The following is a 15,909-nucleotide window of genomic DNA, read 5'->3' on the forward strand; positions in this document are numbered from 1 at the left end:
CCGTCAGTCCAGCGGCAGCGCCTTGCCATTCCAGGTGAATGGCACCGGTTCGAGCACCTGGTCGATCTGCGCCTGCTGCCACAACTGGGCCATGCTCTTGCCTGCTCCAGGGTGCACCAGTTCCGGCGCGATCAACGACAATGGCCACAAGACGAACGCATTCTTGAGAATTTCGGCCCTTGGCAACACCAGGCCGTCGAAACTGCCGTGCAGGTCACCATACATCAGCACGTCGATATCCAGCGGCAGCCCCTTGCGATCCGGAGCATAACGGCCGTTGTCGGCCTCGATGAACTTCAGGCGACGGTCCAGTTCAAGCAATGGCAGGTCGGTCAGGCCGGTGACCACCAGATTGAAAAACGGCCCGCTCTTGATGCCCACCGCCTGGCTTTCGAACACCGTCGAGCAGCGCATGTCCCTGAGCATCGCAGCCAGCGCATCGAGCCCGGCGCCGAGGTGCCGCTCGCGCTCGATGTTGCTGCCAAGGCCTAGGTATACCGGGGTCAGAGACATCCGCGCTCGATCTCCACGCCCACCCCGCTTGCCGCCGCGATGGCGCCAGGCTTGGTCAGCTTCAGTTGCAGCCAGGGAATCTGGAACTCGTCCATCAGCACCTTGGCCAGGCGTTCGGCGAACGTCTCGACCAGCTCATAGCTGGCCTGTTCGGCAAATGCCTGGATACGTGCCGTGACGCTGGCATAGTCCAGGGCCAGGCTCAGGTCGTCGCCGGCCGCCGCCGGGCGATTGTCCCAGGCGAACCGCAGGTCCAGGCGCAGGCACTGGCGAATACCGCGTTCCCAGTCATAGGCGCCGATCACGGTGTCGACTTCCAGCCCTTCGATGAACACTCTGTCCAAGCACTTCTCTCCACAGCACGACAAGGGCGCCTTGCGCCGCTAGAATCAGGGCGTCCTCGCCCGGAATAGTTAGCATGTTTTGGTTACTGGCGTCGCTCGCCTACCTGCTCGGCTCGCTGTCCTTCGCCATCGTTCTCAGCCGCCTGAGCGGCAGCCCCGACCCGCGTGCCTGCGGCTCAGGCAATGCCGGCGCCACCAACATGCTGCGTCTGGCAGGCCGCAAGCTGGCGATCCTGACCCTGCTTGGCGACCTGTGCAAGGGCCTGTTGCCCGTGCTGATCGCCAGCCTGGTCGGCCTCAACGAGCAGCAGCAGGCCTGGATAGGCCTGTGCGCGGTGGTCGGCCACCTGTTTCCGCTGTACTTCCGCTTTCGCGGCGGCAAGGGCGTGGCCACTGCCGCCGGCGTGCTGCTGGGGCTCTACCCCCCGGCCGCCCTGCTGGCCATCAGCGCATGGCTGCTGACCTTCTACCTGACCCGCACCAGCTCGCTGGCCGCCTTGATCGCAACGCCCCTGGCCCTGCCCCTGCTGGCCTGGCGCGAGCCCGAGGCGCTGCTGCCGATGAGCGTGCTGACCGTGCTCATCGTATGGCGCCATCGCGGCAATCTACGCGACCTTTTTGCCGGGCGCGAACGGCATTTCTGAAGCGTTCACATGAGCGGCGCTCATGCTCACAGCCCCTGCAACTGCTCCATCGGCCAGCGTGCCTGCACGCTGATCGCCAGGGTTTCCCGCTGCCCGGCCGCCAGACGCTGGCACCCGGCATAGGCGATCATCGCGCCGTTGTCGGTGCAGAACTCGGGGCGCGCGTAGTACACATTGCCCTTGAGCCCGGCCAGCATCTCCTCCAGCGAGGCACGCAGGGCCTTGTTGGCACTCACCCCACCTGCGATCACCAGGCGCTTGAGCCCGGCCTGCTTGAGGGCGCGCTTGCACTTGATGGTCAAAGTCTCCACCACCGCCTGCTGGAACGCCAGAGCGATGTCGCAACGGGTCTGCTCGGTGTCGTCCCCGGTACGCTGGCACTGCTGCCAGGTGTTCAGGGCAAAGGTCTTCAGGCCGCTGAAGCTGAAATCCAGGCCCGGACGATCGGTCATCGGCCGCGGGAACACGAACCGACCCGGCACGCCCTGCAGCGCCAGGCGCGCGATCTCCGGGCCACCGGGATAGTTCAGGCCCATCATCTTGGCCGTCTTGTCAAACGCTTCGCCGGCCGCATCGTCGAGGGACTCGCCAAGCAGTTCGTACTGGCCGATGCCATCCACACGTACCAACTGCGTATGGCCGCCCGACACCAGCAAAGCGACGAACGGAAATTCCGGCGGTTGCGCCTCGAGCATCGGTGCCAGCAGGTGGCCCTCCATGTGGTGCACGCCCAGGGCCGGGATGCCCCAGGCAAAGGCCAGCGCCTGGGCGCACGAAGCCCCCACCAGCAGCGCCCCGACCAGGCCAGGGCCTGCCGTGTAGGCGATGGCGTCGATCTCGGTGGCCACGCAGTCGGCCTCGGCCAGCACCTGGCGGATCAACGGCAGCATGCGCTTGACGTGATCACGCGAGGCCAGCTCCGGCACAACCCCGCCATACGCGCGGTGCAGGTCGATCTGACTGAACAGTGCATCGGCCAGCAGGCCGCGTTCGCTGTCGTATAATGCGACACCAGTTTCGTCGCAGGATGTTTCCAATCCCAGTACTAGCATGGGTTTGCGCCTTGTTGGGGCTGAATTCGAAGGCGCGCATGATAGTCCTCGCTCCCGGTGCCGACCAGCGGTTTTCGATCAGAGGCTTTGCATTCAGGCCAGCTAAGGGTTAACATCCGCAACCCTTAAAAACCGACGTTCTCCAGTGCACATATTTGCCACGAGTTCGTTGACCCCCGGTAATGAATGAAGGTAGCTCTGGATGCCAGCCGTCAAAGTTAAAGAGAACGAACCCTTCGACGTAGCTCTGCGTCGTTTCAAGCGCTCCTGCGAAAAAGCCGGTGTACTGGCTGAAGTTCGTAGCCGCGAATTTTACGAGAAGCCAACTTCCGAGCGTAAGCGCAAGGCAGCAGCCGCTGTCAAACGCCACGCCAAGAAAGTTCAGCGCGAACAGCGCCGCGCCGTTCGTCTGTACTGATACAGACGTTCGTCGCCAGCTTCTGCCATGCCCGGTGCAAGCCGGGCTGTCGGCAGTTGATGCTGTTTCCTCTGGCCTGGACCTTCGGGTCGAGCGCCTGAGATGCCCAAACTGCTATGCAGCAAGGGCAAGCCTGCCTCACACGTCAGACCTGGCCTAACCGCCAGCAGTGCACGTCACCCCTGACGAGCCTTCACCGGCTGCAGACGAGCACACCCCTTTCCTTTTTTGTGTCACGTCATTCGAGCTTGCATCGAATGCGTCGCTGTTCCCGCAGCATTAGCGATTACACTTGATTGTCGCCTGATGACGAGAGTGCCATGGCCGGGCTGATTCCCCAGAGTTTTATTGACGACCTCCTCAACCGCACCGACATCGTCGACGTGGTGAGTTCGCGTGTAAACCTGAAAAAGTCCGGCAAGAACCACACGGCCTGCTGCCCGTTCCACAAGGAGAAGACCCCCTCCTTCAGCGTCAGCCCCGACAAGCAGTTCTACTACTGCTTCGGTTGCGGCGCCGGCGGCAACGCCCTGGGCTTCATCATGGACCACGACAACCTGGACTTCCCCCAGGCTGTCGAAGAGCTGGCCAAGGCCGCCGGCATGGAAGTGCCGCGCGAAGAGAGCAGCCGCGGGCAAAAGCCGCGCCAGCCCACCGATTCGCCGCTGTACCCGCTGCTCGAAGCCGCTGCCGAGTTCTATCGCCAGGCCCTGAAGAACCACCCGACACGCCGCTCGGCCGTCGAATACCTCAAGGGCCGCGGCCTGTCCGGCGAAATCGCTCGCGACTTCGGCCTGGGCTTCGCGCCGCCGGGCTGGGACAACCTGTTCAAGCACCTGAGCAGCGACGCCCTGCAGCAAAAGGCCATGGTCGACGCCGGCCTGCTGATCGAGAATGCCGAGACCGGCAAGCGCTATGACCGCTTCCGCGACCGCGTGATGTTCCCCATCCGCGACAGCCGTGGCCGGGTCATCGCCTTCGGTGGGCGGGTGCTGGGCGACGACAAGCCCAAGTACCTGAACTCCCCCGAAACCCCTGTGTTCCACAAGGGCCAGGAGCTCTACGGGCTGTACGAGGCACGCAAGTTCAACCGCAACCTCGACGAGATCATCGTGGTCGAGGGCTACATGGACGTCATCGCCCTGGCCCAGCAAGGTTTGCGCAATGCCGTGGCCACCCTTGGCACCGCCACCAGTGAAGACCACCTCAAGCGCCTGTTCCGCGTGGTGCCCAGCGTGCTGTTCTGCTTCGACGGCGACCAGGCCGGCCGCAATGCTGCCTGGCGCGCCCTGGAAGCCACGCTGTCGAGCCTGCAGGACGGGCGCAAGGCGCGCTTTCTGTTCCTGCCCGAAGGCGAAGACCCGGACACCCTGGTGCGTGCCGAGGGCACCGACGCCTTCCGTGCGCGCATCAACCAGCATGCTCAGCCGCTGGCCGATTACTTTTTCCAGCAACTGACCGAAGAAGCCGACCCGCGGTCGCTCGAAGGCAAGGCGCACATGGTGACCCTGGCCGCGCCGTTGATCGACAAAGTGCCCGGTGCCAACCTCAAGGCCCTGATGCGCAACCGCCTGCGCGAAATAACCGGCCTGGACCTGCACCAGGTCGAACAACTGGCCCACAGCGCCCCCAGCGAGGCGCCACCGGCGTACGACCCGGGCATCGACTACGATGCGATTCCCGACTACAGCCCGGATTACAGCGACTTCCACCAGCCCGAGCATTTCCAGCCGCAGCAGCAACAATGGACACCAAGCCAAGGCGGGCAGAAGAAGAAGTGGGAAGGCAAGCCCTGGGACAAGAAGGGCAAGCCGTGGGACAAGAACGGCAAACGCGACTTCCAGCCACCGCCGCGGGTGCCGACGTCGGTGGAACCGCCGACCTTGAGCGCCCTGCGCACCCTCATGCACCACCCACAACTGGCCAAGAAGGTCGAGGATGCCAGCCATTTCGCCGCTGAAGAGCATGTGTATGCCCAGCTGCTGGTGGCGTTGCTCGAAGCCTTGCAAAAGAATCCTGAGCTACGCTCCTTACAGCTGATCGCGCGTTGGCACGGCACCGAACAGGGCCGATTGTTGCGCGCATTGGCAGAAAAGGAATGGCTGATCGATGCCGATAACCTTGAACAACAGTTTTTCGACACCATAACTAGCTTGTCCGCTCGCCAACGCGAGCGCAGCCTGGAACATCTGCTCAGGAAAGCACGTCAAAGTGAGTTGAGCGCAGACGAGAAAAATCAGCTGCGTGACCTGTTAAGCCGGAATGTTCCCGCACAAACCCCGACCTCAACTGGCGCGTGAGGTCCTAGCTCGGGTATAATCCTCGGCTTGTTTTTTGCCCGCCAAGACCTTCAGTGGATAGGGTGTTATGTCCGGAAAAGCGCAACAGCAGTCTCGCATCAAAGAGTTGATCACCCGCGGTCGTGAGCAGGGCTACCTGACTTACGCGGAGGTCAACGACCACCTGCCAGAGGATATTTCAGATCCGGAGCAGGTGGAAGACATCATCCGCATGATCAACGACATGGGGATCAACGTATTCGAGAGTGCTCCGGATGCGGATGCCCTTTTGTTGGCCGAGGCCGATACCGACGAAGCCGCCGCCGAAGAAGCTGCCGCAGCGTTGGCGGCCGTGGAGACCGATATCGGTCGCACGACAGACCCGGTGCGCATGTACATGCGTGAAATGGGTACCGTCGAGCTTCTGACCCGCGAAGGCGAAATCGAAATCGCCAAGCGTATCGAAGAAGGTATCCGTGAAGTGATGGGCGCCATTGCGCACTTCCCGGGCACCGTCGACTACATCCTCGGCGAATACGACCGCGTCACCACCGAAGGTGGCCGTCTGTCCGACGTGCTCAGTGGCTACATCGACCCGGATGACGGCATCGCGCCGCCGGCCGAAGTACCGCCGCCCGTCGATCCGAAAGCCCCGGCCAAGGCCGATGCGGACGACGACGAGGAAGAAGAGAAGGAAGGCGCCAGCGATGAAGAGGACGAGGTCGAAAGCGGCCCCGATCCGGTCGTCGCCCAGCAGCGTTTCGGCGCTGTCGCCGACCAGCTGGAAGCAACCGCCAAGGTCCTGAAGAAGCACGGTCGCCACAGCAAGCAAGGCATTGCCGAGCTGCTGCAACTGGCCGAGCTGTTCATGCCGATCAAGCTGGTACCCAAGCAGTTCGAAGTACTGGTGGAGCGCGTGCGCAGCGCCCTGGAGCGCCTGCGCGCCCAGGAACGCGCCATCATGCAATTGTGTGTGCGTGATGCCCGCATGCCACGTGCCGACTTCCTGCGTCTGTTCCCGAGCAACGAAGTGGACACCACCTGGAGCGGCGATCTGTCCAAGCGCAGCGCCAAGTGGGCCGAAGCACTGGGCCGCCTGGACGCCGATATCGTGCGTTGCCAGCAAAAGCTGATCGACCTGCAGGAAGAGACCGGCCTGACGATCGCCGAGATCAAGGACATCAACCGTCGCATGTCGATCGGTGAGGCCAAGGCCCGCCGCGCGAAGAAAGAGATGGTCGAAGCCAACTTGCGTCTGGTGATCTCCATCGCCAAGAAGTACACCAACCGTGGCCTGCAATTCCTCGACCTGATCCAGGAAGGCAACATCGGCTTGATGAAAGCGGTGGACAAGTTCGAATACCGTCGTGGCTACAAGTTCTCGACCTATGCCACCTGGTGGATCCGTCAAGCGATCACTCGCTCGATCGCCGACCAGGCCCGCACCATCCGTATTCCGGTGCACATGATCGAGACGATCAACAAGCTCAACCGCATTTCCCGGCAGATGCTGCAGGAAATGGGTCGCGAACCGACCCCGGAAGAGCTGGGTGAGCGCATGGAGATGCCTGAGGACAAGATCCGCAAGGTACTGAAGATCGCCAAAGAGCCGATCTCCATGGAAACCCCGATCGGTGACGACGAAGATTCGCACCTGGGTGACTTCATCGAGGACTCGACCATGCAGTCGCCAATCGATGTGGCCACGGTCGAAAGCCTGAAGGAAGCGACCCGGGACGTGCTCTCCGGCCTGACCGCACGTGAAGCCAAGGTGCTGCGCATGCGTTTCGGTATCGACATGAACACCGACCACACCCTCGAAGAGGTAGGCAAGCAGTTTGACGTGACCCGCGAGCGGATCCGTCAGATCGAAGCCAAGGCGTTGCGCAAGCTGCGCCACCCGACGCGAAGCGAGCATCTACGCTCCTTCCTCGACGAGTAATGACGAACCCCGGCAAATGCCGGGGTTTTTCTTTTTCAGGCCCTGACGTTTTAACCCCTGCGTTCTTCGCCCTTCGGCCAAACCCCCGTCTACACTCGAATCTATCCACTTGAGTGACGAGGCCGCTATGCCCAGACTGCCGGCCCTCGTGCTGCCCCTCCTGCTGATGTGGAGTGCAGCGGCCGGCGCCTTGACCCTGAACGACGAAGAGAAAGCCTGGCTCAGTGCGCATCCGCAGCTGCGCCTGGGCGTCGACGCATCCTGGCCACCCTTCGAATACCGTGACCAGGACGGCAAGTACCAGGGATTGGCCGCCGACTACATTGCGTTGATCCAGGAGCGCCTGGGTGTTGTGTTCACGCCAATCGAGCCGAGCAGTTGGTCGGCCGTGCTCGAACAGGCCCGGCAGGGCCAGCTGGACCTGCTGCCCGGCATCATGTCCACCCCCGAACGCCAGGGCTACCTGGCCTTCACCCGCCCTTACCTCGACTTCCCCATCGTGATCCTGGCCCACGAAGGCGGGCCCAGGCCACGTGACCTCAAGGAGCTGTACGGCCTGAAAGTCGCCGTGGTGGAGAACTACGCCCCACACGAACTGCTGCGTACCCACCACCCCGACCTCAACCTGGTGGCGCTGCCCAATGTCAGTTCAGCGCTTCAGGCCCTGGCCACCGACGAAGTCGATGCCGTGGTCGGCGACCTCGCCTCCAGCGTCTGGAGCCTGCGCCAGCTAAAGCTCGAAGGGCTCTACGTCAGCGGCGAAACCCCTTACCGCTACCAGCTGGCCATGGCGGCCCCGCGCCAACAGAAGATGCTGATCGGCATCCTCGACAAGGTGATTGCCGACATGAGCCCGGCCGAGCTCAGTCATATCCAGGAGCGCTGGGTCGGCAAAGTGCTGGAAAACAGCAACCGCTGGCGCGACCTGCTGCTCTACGGCCTGCCCGGCATCCTGCTGCTGGTGGCGATACTGGCGGCGGTGATGCGCGTCAACCGCCGGCTAAGCTCGGAAATTTCCCGGCGCATAGCCCTGGAACAGGAGCTGCGCAGCAGCGAGTACCACTACCGCGGCCTGGTCGAGAGCCTCTCGGCGATTGCCTGGGAAGCCGATGCCAACAACTTCACCTACAGCTACGTCTCGCCCCACGCCGAAGACCTGCTCGGCTACCCGATCAGCCAATGGCTCAAGCCCGGCTTCTGGCGCGACATCCTGCACCCGGACGACGCCCTCTGGGCACAGGCCTACTGCGACAGCGAAACCGCCGCCGGCCGCGACCACAGCCTGGACTACCGGGTGATCCGCGCCGATGGCAGGGTGCTGTGGGTACGCGACATCGTCAGCCTGATCGAGCATGGGCACACCCCGGTGATGCGCGGGCTGATGATCGACATCAGCGAAACCAAGAACACCGAGCAGGCCCTGCGTCTGTCGGAGCAGAAGTTCGCCTCGGTGTTCCAGCAATGCCCCGACATCCTGCTGATCGCCCGGGTCAGCGATGGCTGCCTGCTGGAGGTCAACGAAGCCTTCGAGGACCAGATCGGCCTGAGCCAGGACCAGGTGATCGGCCGCACCGCCGCCGAGCTCAACCTGTGGGGCATCGAAGACCAGGGGCCAGCCCCGCTGCAGCGCCTGCAGGGCGGCAACATCCGCAACCTCGAAATGCCTTTTCGGCGCAGCAACGGCCAGCTGTTCACCGGGCTCACCTCGGCGGAGATCTTCGACCTGGACAGCACCCCGGCGCTGGTGGTGGCGGTGCGCGACATCAGCCAGCTCAAACAGACCCAGGAGCAACTGCAGACCTCCGAAGAAAAGTTCGCCAAGGCCTTCCACGCCTCGCCTGACGGCCTGCTGCTGTCGCGCCAGAGCGACGGGCTGCTGATCGAGGTCAACGACGGGTTCTGCCGCATCACCGGCTTCGATAGCCAGGTACTGGACCACAGCACCCTGGAGCTGGGCATCTGGGTAGACCTCAACGAGCGCCGGCAACTGCTCGAGCTGCTGAACCGAAACGGCTTCGTACGCGACTTCAGCTGCCACATCCGCCGCGCCGACGGGCAGATCCGCCTGTGCGAAGTCTCGGCGCGGCCGCTGCCGATTGCCGGCGTGGACTGCATGCTGACCATCGCCCGCGACATCACCGAGCGCCATCTGATGCAGGAAAAACTGCAACTGGCGGCCACTGTGTTCGAAAACACGGCCGAAGGCGTACTGATCACCGACATCGACCAGCACATCAGTGCGGTCAACCGCGCGTTCAGCGAAATCACCGGCTACAGCGAGTTCGAAGCGCTGGGCCAGACCCCGCGCCTGCTCGCCTCGGGCCAGCACGACAGCGCCTTCTACGCCGCCCTGTGGCATCAGCTGACCGCCGAGGGCCACTGGCAGGGCGAAATCCAGAACCGGCGCAAGAGCGGCGAGCTCTACCCTGCGTGGCTGACAATCAGCGCCGTGCGCAATCACGAGCGTGAGATCACCCACTTCGTCGCCGTGTTCGCCGACATCTCCAGCCTCAAGCATGCCCAGGCCGAGCTCGACTACCAGGCCCACCATGACCCCCTCACCGGCCTGCCCAACCGCACCCTGTTCGAAAGCCGGCTGCAGGCCGCCCTCAGCAGCCCGCAGCCTTCGGGTCGCCAGGGCGCGGTACTGTTCCTCGACCTGGACCGCTTCAAGCACATCAACGACAGCCTCGGCCACCCGGTCGGCGACCTGCTGCTCAAGGCAATCGCGCAGCGCCTGAAAGAACAGGTGCGCGAGAACGACACCGTGGCACGCCTGGGCGGGGACGAATTCATCATCCTGCTGCCCGGCCTGCACCAGCCAAGCGATGCCGAGCATATCGCCAACAAGCTACTGGCCTGCTTTGGCGCGCCGTTCCAGGCCGGCGAACACGAGTTCTTCACCAGTGCCAGTATCGGCACCAGCCTGTACCCCCAGGACGGCACCGACGTGGCCTCGTTGATCCGCAACGCCGATGCGGCCATGTACCGCTCCAAGGCCAAGGGGCGCAACCGGGTCGAGAGCTACACCCGCGACCTGACCGCCCAGGCCGCCGAGCGCATCGCGCTGGAGCACGAACTGCGCCGCGCCATCGAGCGCAAGGAACTGAGCCTGAGCTACCAGCCCAAGTTCAGCCTCAAGACCCAGAGCCTGGTGGGCGCCGAGGCACTGATTCGCTGGCGCCACCCGACCTTCGGCGACGTACCGCCGGAGCACTTCATCTCGCTGGCTGAAGAAAATGGCATGATTCTGCAGCTGGGCGACTGGGTGTTGGAGCAGGCGTGCCGGCAGATGCAAGCGTGGAAGCACAGCTACCTTGCGTTCGGGCCGCTGTCGGTCAACCTGGCGGGCGCGCAGTTGCGTCAGCCGTTGCTGGTACAGCGCATCGAGCAATTGCTGCGCACTCACCAGCTCAAGGCGGGTGACCTGCAGCTGGAGATCACCGAGAACTTCATCATGAGCCAGGCCGAGGAGGCGCTGGCCATCCTGCACCAGCTCAAGCGCATCGGTGTGCAACTGGCCATCGACGACTTCGGCACCGGCTACTCCTCGCTCAGTTACCTCAAACGCCTGCCTCTGGACATCCTCAAGATCGACCAGTCGTTCATCCGCGGCCTGCCGGATGACCCGCACGATGCGGCGATTGCGCGGGCGATCATTGCGCTGGGGCGCAGCATGCAGTTGACCATCATCGCCGAGGGCGTGGAGAACCAGGCGCAGCAGCAATTTCTGGCGGCCGAGGGTTGCGAACAGATCCAGGGCTACATCGTCAGCCTGCCGCTGGCGGCGCCTGAATTCGCCGCGACCTTTCTACGCCGGGCAGTTTCGGATCTTTCGGATAGCACAGCCTCGAAACCCTCGCTATAATCCGCGACCACTGGGGCCTATAGCTCAGTTGGTTAGAGCAGAGGACTCATAATCCTTTGGTCCACGGTTCAAGTCCGTGTGGGCCCACCATACTCAAAGCCGCGCATTGCGCGGCTTTTGCGTTTTTGGCGGGATCGCCTCAGATACGCAGTGCTCATTTGCAACTCGTAAACCCGAGTGCGAGCCGGGTCCTTTCCTCATCCGTTTTTGTGGGGCCGGCATCGCCTACGCCGCCCGGCCTGACTTTTGCTCGACGACTATTCGCACACAATCTACTCGTCAGCCGGCTCGAAGCGCTCGCCGCGAAACACCCGACGTGGATTGCCACGCTCGATGCGGTGATGGAACAACCGCCGCTCCGCGCGCAGTTCGCTGTCGACCTGCTCTGCCTGTTGCGCCAGGCGTTGCCCGATGAGCAGCAGCGCCAAGCGTTTGTTGGCGTGCTGGCTACGCTCGCTCTGTACCTTGACGCTGACGCCGCTGGCCAGGTGCGTGGCGCGCACTGCCGAGTCGGTGGTGTTGACATGCTGACCACCCGGCCCGGACGAACGCAAGGTCTCGAAGTGGATCTCGCTCGCCAATTCCGGTGCCGGTGGCGCAAACCGTGCACCCCCAAAGAACCAGTTCTTGCGCGCATGCCCCGGCCGGTACGGACTGCTGCACGTCCATTGCAGCGAGCCCGTCCAGTGATCCGCCAGGCGCTCGGCCTGCTCGCCATCCAGTGCCAGCAACACCGAGCGCAAGGTACCGCGCCGCGGCCCCGGCTCTTCTTCGAGTATCCGTACCGCCACGGCCTGGGCATCCGCTTCGGCCTGCAGCCTGAGCAATGCCTTGGCCACTGCCAGGGCACATTCTTCCGGCCCCTGAGCCGCCGAGAGTTGCAGCAGGATCATCAGCAGCACCCTCCGCGCGTCTTGTAGGTCAGCACCGGTTTCAGTCGTGCCAGCACGCGAACCAACCCCGCTTCACGCAAGGCACCCACCACCGAGCCGATAGCCTTGTAGGCCTCCGGCGCTTCCTCGTAGATCAGCGCCCGGTCGGCGCAGATCACGCGGCTGCCTAGTGCCGTACGACTCAGTTGCTCGACGCTGTAGCGCGAGGCGAGGCGGTCCTTGCACTCGCTGCGCATCCATTTGCGTCCGGCGCCATGGGCCAGGGACAACAGGCTGCGCTCGTCGGCGATCGGCTGTACCAAGTAGCTGTAGTCGCCGCGCGAACCAGGGATCACCACCGCCCCCTGATCCGACGGTGTGGCGCCTTTGCGATGCAGCCAACCATCGAGCCCGTCGACCTGCGCTGGCGACACCAGGTTGTGGTTGATGTCGAGCAGTACATCGCCATCGGCACGCAAGTGGTCGAGCATGCGCCGGGCAATCAACTGACGGTTGGCTTCGGCAAAACGCAGCGCGCCGTCGTGCCGGCCCAGGTAATGAGTGCTGGCCTCGCTGCCCGCCTCCAGTCCGTGATGACCGAACAGGTCGACCTGCTCACGCAAGATCGCCTCGCCCAAACCACGCGAGCCGCTGTGCACCAGCAACAGCAGGTGTTTGCGCTCGATGCCCAAGGCTGCCAGGGCCGCATCGTCGTAGTTTTCATCGAGTTGCTGCAGCTCGGCGAAGTGGTTCCCACCACCAATGGTGCCTAGAGAACGCTCGTGCCCCGTGGCAGGCAAACCGAAGCTGGCAACGGCCTCCTGCCACGTCTCGTCGAGCGGCAGGTCGAGGTTGCCAAGGCGTTTCTCCAGCTTGTCCAGATGCAGCTTGGCGGTCGGGATGTCCGTGCGCCACAGCGCCATGCCACAGCCGATGTCATTGCCGACCAGCGCCGGGTACAAACGCCCCACGGAAAAGAATGCCGCGCCGACCGGATAGCCACGCCCCGGATGCAGGTCCGGCATGCCGGCCACCCGATGCATGCCCCCTAGGCGAGCGGTGGTTTCGAGTTGTTGGATCGCTTTTCCTTCGATCCAGGTGTCGTCCGCGGCGACCAATACGGCGCCGTCGGACAAATTGCGAATGCAAGTGCCCATAGTCCAATCCTGATGGGTTGAAACAAAAAGATGTTCGGATTGGCAGGCCAGAGGCCGGGCGTTGCGGTACCGCTAACGAGTAGCGGCGAATGCGTTCAAGCCAGGCGCGACCTGCAAAGGGTGATCAACTGTTGCATGATGTACCTCCTTTGCTGTCGGGTGAGAGAAGGCGGGCATCTTAGGTGTGTAATTGCCACCCTGCAACAACCTTGATCACATTTTTACCAGGAGAACAACGTCATGGCCGTAAAACCTGACCGCTCCGCGGTACAAAAAACATACCCTGGCGGTACAGTGCCCAGCTTCCAACCATTTCGCCAATTACGCTAAACACTAGTCCGTGTGGGCCCACCATACTCAAAGCCGCGCATTGCGTTTCCGGCCCTCAGAACTTCACAATCACATCCCCAAACTGGCCGCATACACCCCCGGCGTCTTCCCATAGTGGCGCTGAAACAACCCGATGAACGCCGACACCGAGTCATACCCCAGTTCATTCGCCAGCCGAGTCACGCTCATGCCCTGCGCCAGCAACGGCAATGCGGCCAGCAAGCGCAGGCGCTGGCGCCATTCACGGAATGAAAGCTGGGTCTGCGCCTGAAACAGGCGCACCAGGGTGCGCCGCGATGCCCCCACCTGCTGCGCCCATTGCTCGAGGGTGCGGTTGTCCCCAGGCTCGGCCTGCAGTGCATCGGTGATCCGGCGCAGGCGCGGGTCGCTGGGCAGCGGCAGGCTGAACGGTGCTTCGGCCAGCCCCTGCAACTCGTCCACCAGCACCTGCAGCAGGCGCGCCTGCGGCCCGTCGTCAGGGTAGTCGGCGGGAAAGTGGCTGACCCGTTCGATCAGCTCGCGCACCAGCGGCGTCACCTGCAGTACCGCGCAGTCACGGCGAGCGCCCGGCAGCACCGCGGCATCCAGGTACAGCCCGCGAAACGCCAGCGCCTGCTCACTGAACGCCGTGTGCTGCACCCCTGGCGGAATCCACAACGCGCACTGCGGCGGCAGCAGATAGCTGTGGCGCTCGGTCAGCACCTGCATGATCCCGGCGCTGGCATAGGTGAACTGCACCCAGTCATGGCTGTGCATCTGCACTTCATAACCTGCCGGTATGCCGAACATGCGCCGCTGCACCGGGCGCGAAAGCGCCAGCGGTACGGGCGGCACCTGCGGTATCTGTCCCGCTTGCGGCATCAGCTGTCCCCTTTGCTCAAGTGAGCCAAAAGTGCCGATGGTAGCCTGCGCCGCGACCCGTTGCACAACCTGATCGGAGACTTGTCGATGAGCACCCATGTACGTCAAAACCGCCTGACCATTCCCGCCATCCAGCAGCGCAAGGGCGCCGGCAGCCTGGTGGTGCTGACCGCCTACAGCCTGCCCATGGCCCGCTGGGTGGATGCCCATGCCGACCTGATCATCGTCGGCGATTCGGTGGGCATGGTGCTGTACGGCATGCCCAGCACCCTGGGCGTGACCCTGGACATGATGATTGCCCATGGCCAGGCGGTGATGCGCGGGGCAGAGCGCGCCTGCGTGGTGGTCGACCTGCCGTTCGGCTGCTATCAGGCCTCGCCGGAGCAGGCATTTGTCAGCGCCGCCCGGGTGCTGCGCGAAACCGGTGCACAGGGCATCAAGCTCGAAGGTGGCGCCGAAATGGCCCACACCGTCGAATTTCTGGTGCGCCGTGGCATTCCGGTGATGGCGCACGTGGGCCTGATGCCGCAGCAGGTCAACAGCATGGGCGGCTTCAAGGCCCAGGGGCGGGATGAACAAAGCGCAACCAAGGTGCGCGACGATGCCTTGGCCATGCAGGCGGCGGGGGCGTTCTCGGTGGTGCTCGAGGGCATCGCCGAGCCGCTGGCCCGCAGCCTGAGCGAAGCGTTGCACATCCCCACCATCGGCATTGGCGCATCCCCTGCGTGCGATGGGCAGGTGCTGGTGACCGAGGACCTGCTGGGCCTGTTCGGCGAGTACCAGCCGCGCTTCGTCAAACGCTATGCCGAGCTGCAACCGCGGATCGAACAGGCACTGGAGCACTACGCCCGCGAGGTGCGCAGCGGGGAGTTCCCGGGGCTGGAGCACTGCTTCAAGGCCGCGCCCTGATAGCACCGGCGTGGACAGTGGGTCGATTAGCTGCCTTAATCGGCCCACTTCCCAAGCGAAAGAAACGATCCCTGTCCATGCCCACCCGCCCTGTCGCCCTCGATGAAATCGACCGTCAACTGATCGCCGCCCTGCAGATCAATGCCCGCGAAAGCGTGGCCATGCTTGCCCGGCAACTGGGCATTGCCCGCACCACCGTGACCTCGCGCCTGGCGCGCCTGGAGAAAACCAACGTCATCAGCGGTTACGGCGTGCGCCTTGGCCAGCGCGTGATCGACGGCGGCCTGCAGGCCTATGTGGGCATCACCGTGCGCCCCCGCTCGGGCAAGGAGGTGGTACGCCGCCTGAGCGCCATGGGGCAGATCCAGCAGTTGTGTGCGGTCAGTGGCGAGTTCGACTATGTGGCGTGGCTGCGCAGCGATTCGCCCGAACAATTGGACCAGTTGCTCGACCAGATCGGCAGTGTCGAGGGCGTGGAGAAAACCACCACCTCGATCATCCTCAGCAGCAAGGTGGACCGCGGCCAACCGGTTTGACATGGGTTAGCGGGGAACAGATAGGGCCCTTCGCTGGCAAGCATGCTAACGGTGCTCGCAAACCTGTAGGAGCCGGCCTTGCCGGCGAAGACATCACTCTGTTCAAGCATCCCGTCACAATGACAAAAATCCCCACAAAACGACGACACTCTGCATCTTAATAACCAACACCCTCCCCTCGTAG

General features: G+C 63.6%; 13 protein-coding genes and 1 tRNA gene. 8 read left to right on the forward strand and 6 right to left on the reverse strand.

The genetic code is table 11. The annotated features are described in order from the left end of the window. Positions 1–3 precede the first annotated feature (3 nt). Both folK and folB read right to left on the reverse strand, forming a co-directional pair. A complete protein-coding gene (gene folK, locus DN387_RS18350) occupies positions 4–513 on the reverse strand; it encodes a 2-amino-4-hydroxy-6-hydroxymethyldihydropteridine diphosphokinase (protein WP_043863747.1) in 510 nt (169 codons plus the stop codon). Continuing rightward, positions 504–857 carry a dihydroneopterin aldolase gene (gene folB / locus DN387_RS18355; protein ID WP_043863746.1) on the reverse strand — a complete coding sequence of 118 codons (354 nt, stop codon included), beginning with the start codon at positions 855–857 and terminating at the stop codon, positions 504–506. The genes folK and folB overlap by 10 nt, the downstream gene beginning before the upstream one ends. A gap of 74 nt (positions 858–931) precedes the next feature. Here folB and plsY point away from each other — a divergent pair, with 74 nt between their 5' ends. Continuing rightward, positions 932–1,501 carry a glycerol-3-phosphate 1-O-acyltransferase PlsY gene (gene plsY / locus DN387_RS18360; RefSeq protein ID WP_043863745.1) on the forward strand — a complete coding sequence of 190 codons (570 nt, stop codon included), beginning with the start codon at positions 932–934 and terminating at the stop codon, positions 1,499–1,501. 26 nt (positions 1,502–1,527) lie between these two features. Here plsY and tsaD read toward each other — a convergent pair whose 3' ends face one another. Next, positions 1,528–2,553 carry a tRNA (adenosine(37)-N6)-threonylcarbamoyltransferase complex transferase subunit TsaD gene (gene tsaD / locus DN387_RS18365; protein ID WP_054915962.1) on the reverse strand — a complete coding sequence of 342 codons (1,026 nt, stop codon included), beginning with the start codon at positions 2,551–2,553 and terminating at the stop codon, positions 1,528–1,530. A gap of 202 nt (positions 2,554–2,755) precedes the next feature. On the opposite strand from tsaD, the gene rpsU reads away from it, so the two are divergent. The 5 genes from rpsU (at position 2,756) to DN387_RS18390 (ending at position 11,150) form a co-directional block, all read left to right on the forward strand. Next, positions 2,756–2,971: a 30S ribosomal protein S21 gene (rpsU, locus tag DN387_RS18370; RefSeq protein WP_002551877.1), complete on the forward strand. Its 216-nt coding sequence runs from the start codon at positions 2,756–2,758 to the stop codon at positions 2,969–2,971. A 320-nt stretch (positions 2,972–3,291) separates the two neighbouring features. After that, entirely contained in the window at positions 3,292–5,271 is a 1,980-nt protein-coding gene (gene dnaG / locus DN387_RS18375; protein WP_043863743.1) for a DNA primase, read from the forward strand. A 67-nt stretch (positions 5,272–5,338) separates the two neighbouring features. Next, positions 5,339–7,192, forward strand: coding sequence for an RNA polymerase sigma factor RpoD (gene rpoD, locus DN387_RS18380; protein ID WP_043863742.1), 1,854 nt, complete (start codon positions 5,339–5,341; stop codon positions 7,190–7,192). Positions 7,193–7,319: 127 nt separating this feature from the next. Continuing rightward, complete coding sequence (locus DN387_RS18385; RefSeq protein ID WP_054915963.1) at positions 7,320–11,060, forward strand: bifunctional diguanylate cyclase/phosphodiesterase; 3,741 nt, start codon at positions 7,320–7,322, stop codon at positions 11,058–11,060. Positions 11,061–11,073: 13 nt separating this feature from the next. Beyond that, positions 11,074–11,150 (forward strand) — tRNA-Ile (locus DN387_RS18390). A 182-nt stretch (positions 11,151–11,332) separates the two neighbouring features. Here the strand turns inward: DN387_RS18390 and prfH are convergent. The 3 genes from prfH to DN387_RS18405 form a co-directional block, all read right to left on the reverse strand. Beyond that, a complete protein-coding gene (gene prfH / locus DN387_RS18395; RefSeq protein WP_043863775.1) occupies positions 11,333–11,953 on the reverse strand; it encodes a peptide chain release factor H in 621 nt (206 codons plus the stop codon). Next, complete coding sequence (locus tag DN387_RS18400) at positions 11,953–13,089, reverse strand: RNA ligase RtcB family protein (RefSeq protein ID WP_054915964.1); 1,137 nt, start codon at positions 13,087–13,089, stop codon at positions 11,953–11,955. Before DN387_RS18400 ends, prfH begins: the two co-directional genes overlap by 1 nt. Positions 13,090–13,488: 399 nt before the next feature. Further along, on the reverse strand, positions 13,489–14,280 hold the full coding sequence (locus tag DN387_RS18405; RefSeq protein ID WP_054915965.1) for a helix-turn-helix transcriptional regulator: 792 nt from the start codon (positions 14,278–14,280) through the stop codon (positions 13,489–13,491). A gap of 87 nt (positions 14,281–14,367) precedes the next feature. Here DN387_RS18405 and panB point away from each other — a divergent pair, with 87 nt between their 5' ends. Both panB and DN387_RS18415 read left to right on the forward strand, forming a co-directional pair. Beyond that, positions 14,368–15,189 (forward strand): 3-methyl-2-oxobutanoate hydroxymethyltransferase, encoded by an 822-nt coding sequence (gene panB / locus DN387_RS18410; protein ID WP_054915966.1) that lies wholly within the window; start codon positions 14,368–14,370, stop codon positions 15,187–15,189. Between the two features lie 77 nt (positions 15,190–15,266). Beyond that, positions 15,267–15,725 (forward strand): Lrp/AsnC family transcriptional regulator, encoded by a 459-nt coding sequence (locus DN387_RS18415; protein ID WP_054915967.1) that lies wholly within the window; start codon positions 15,267–15,269, stop codon positions 15,723–15,725. The last annotated feature ends 184 nt before the right edge of the window (positions 15,726–15,909 follow it).

This window comes from Pseudomonas sp. FBF18, assembly GCF_024261405.1.
Classification (GTDB): Bacteria; Pseudomonadota; Gammaproteobacteria; order Pseudomonadales; family Pseudomonadaceae; genus Aquipseudomonas; species Aquipseudomonas palmensis.

Bases quoted from the DNA above. Each gene is read 5' to 3' on its own strand.
- folK (WP_043863747.1), bottom strand. From the start codon at position 513: ATGTCTCTGACCCCGGTATACCTAGGCCTTGGCAGCAACATCGAGCGC.
- plsY (WP_043863745.1), top strand. From the start codon at position 932: ATGTTTTGGTTACTGGCGTCGCTCGCCTACCTGCTCGGCTCGCTGTCC.
- tsaD (WP_054915962.1), bottom strand. From the start codon at position 2,553: ATGCTAGTACTGGGATTGGAAACATCCTGCGACGAAACTGGTGTCGCA.
- rpsU (WP_002551877.1), top strand. From the start codon at position 2,756: ATGCCAGCCGTCAAAGTTAAAGAGAACGAACCCTTCGACGTAGCTCTG.
- dnaG (WP_043863743.1), top strand. From the start codon at position 3,292: ATGGCCGGGCTGATTCCCCAGAGTTTTATTGACGACCTCCTCAACCGC.
- rpoD (WP_043863742.1), top strand. From the start codon at position 5,339: ATGTCCGGAAAAGCGCAACAGCAGTCTCGCATCAAAGAGTTGATCACC.
- DN387_RS18385 (WP_054915963.1), top strand. From the start codon at position 7,320: ATGCCCAGACTGCCGGCCCTCGTGCTGCCCCTCCTGCTGATGTGGAGT.
- prfH (WP_043863775.1), bottom strand. From the start codon at position 11,953: ATGATCCTGCTGCAACTCTCGGCGGCTCAGGGGCCGGAAGAATGTGCC.
- DN387_RS18400 (WP_054915964.1), bottom strand. From the start codon at position 13,089: ATGGGCACTTGCATTCGCAATTTGTCCGACGGCGCCGTATTGGTCGCC.
- DN387_RS18405 (WP_054915965.1), bottom strand. From the start codon at position 14,280: ATGCCGCAAGCGGGACAGATACCGCAGGTGCCGCCCGTACCGCTGGCG.
- panB (WP_054915966.1), top strand. From the start codon at position 14,368: ATGAGCACCCATGTACGTCAAAACCGCCTGACCATTCCCGCCATCCAG.
- DN387_RS18415 (WP_054915967.1), top strand. From the start codon at position 15,267: ATGCCCACCCGCCCTGTCGCCCTCGATGAAATCGACCGTCAACTGATC.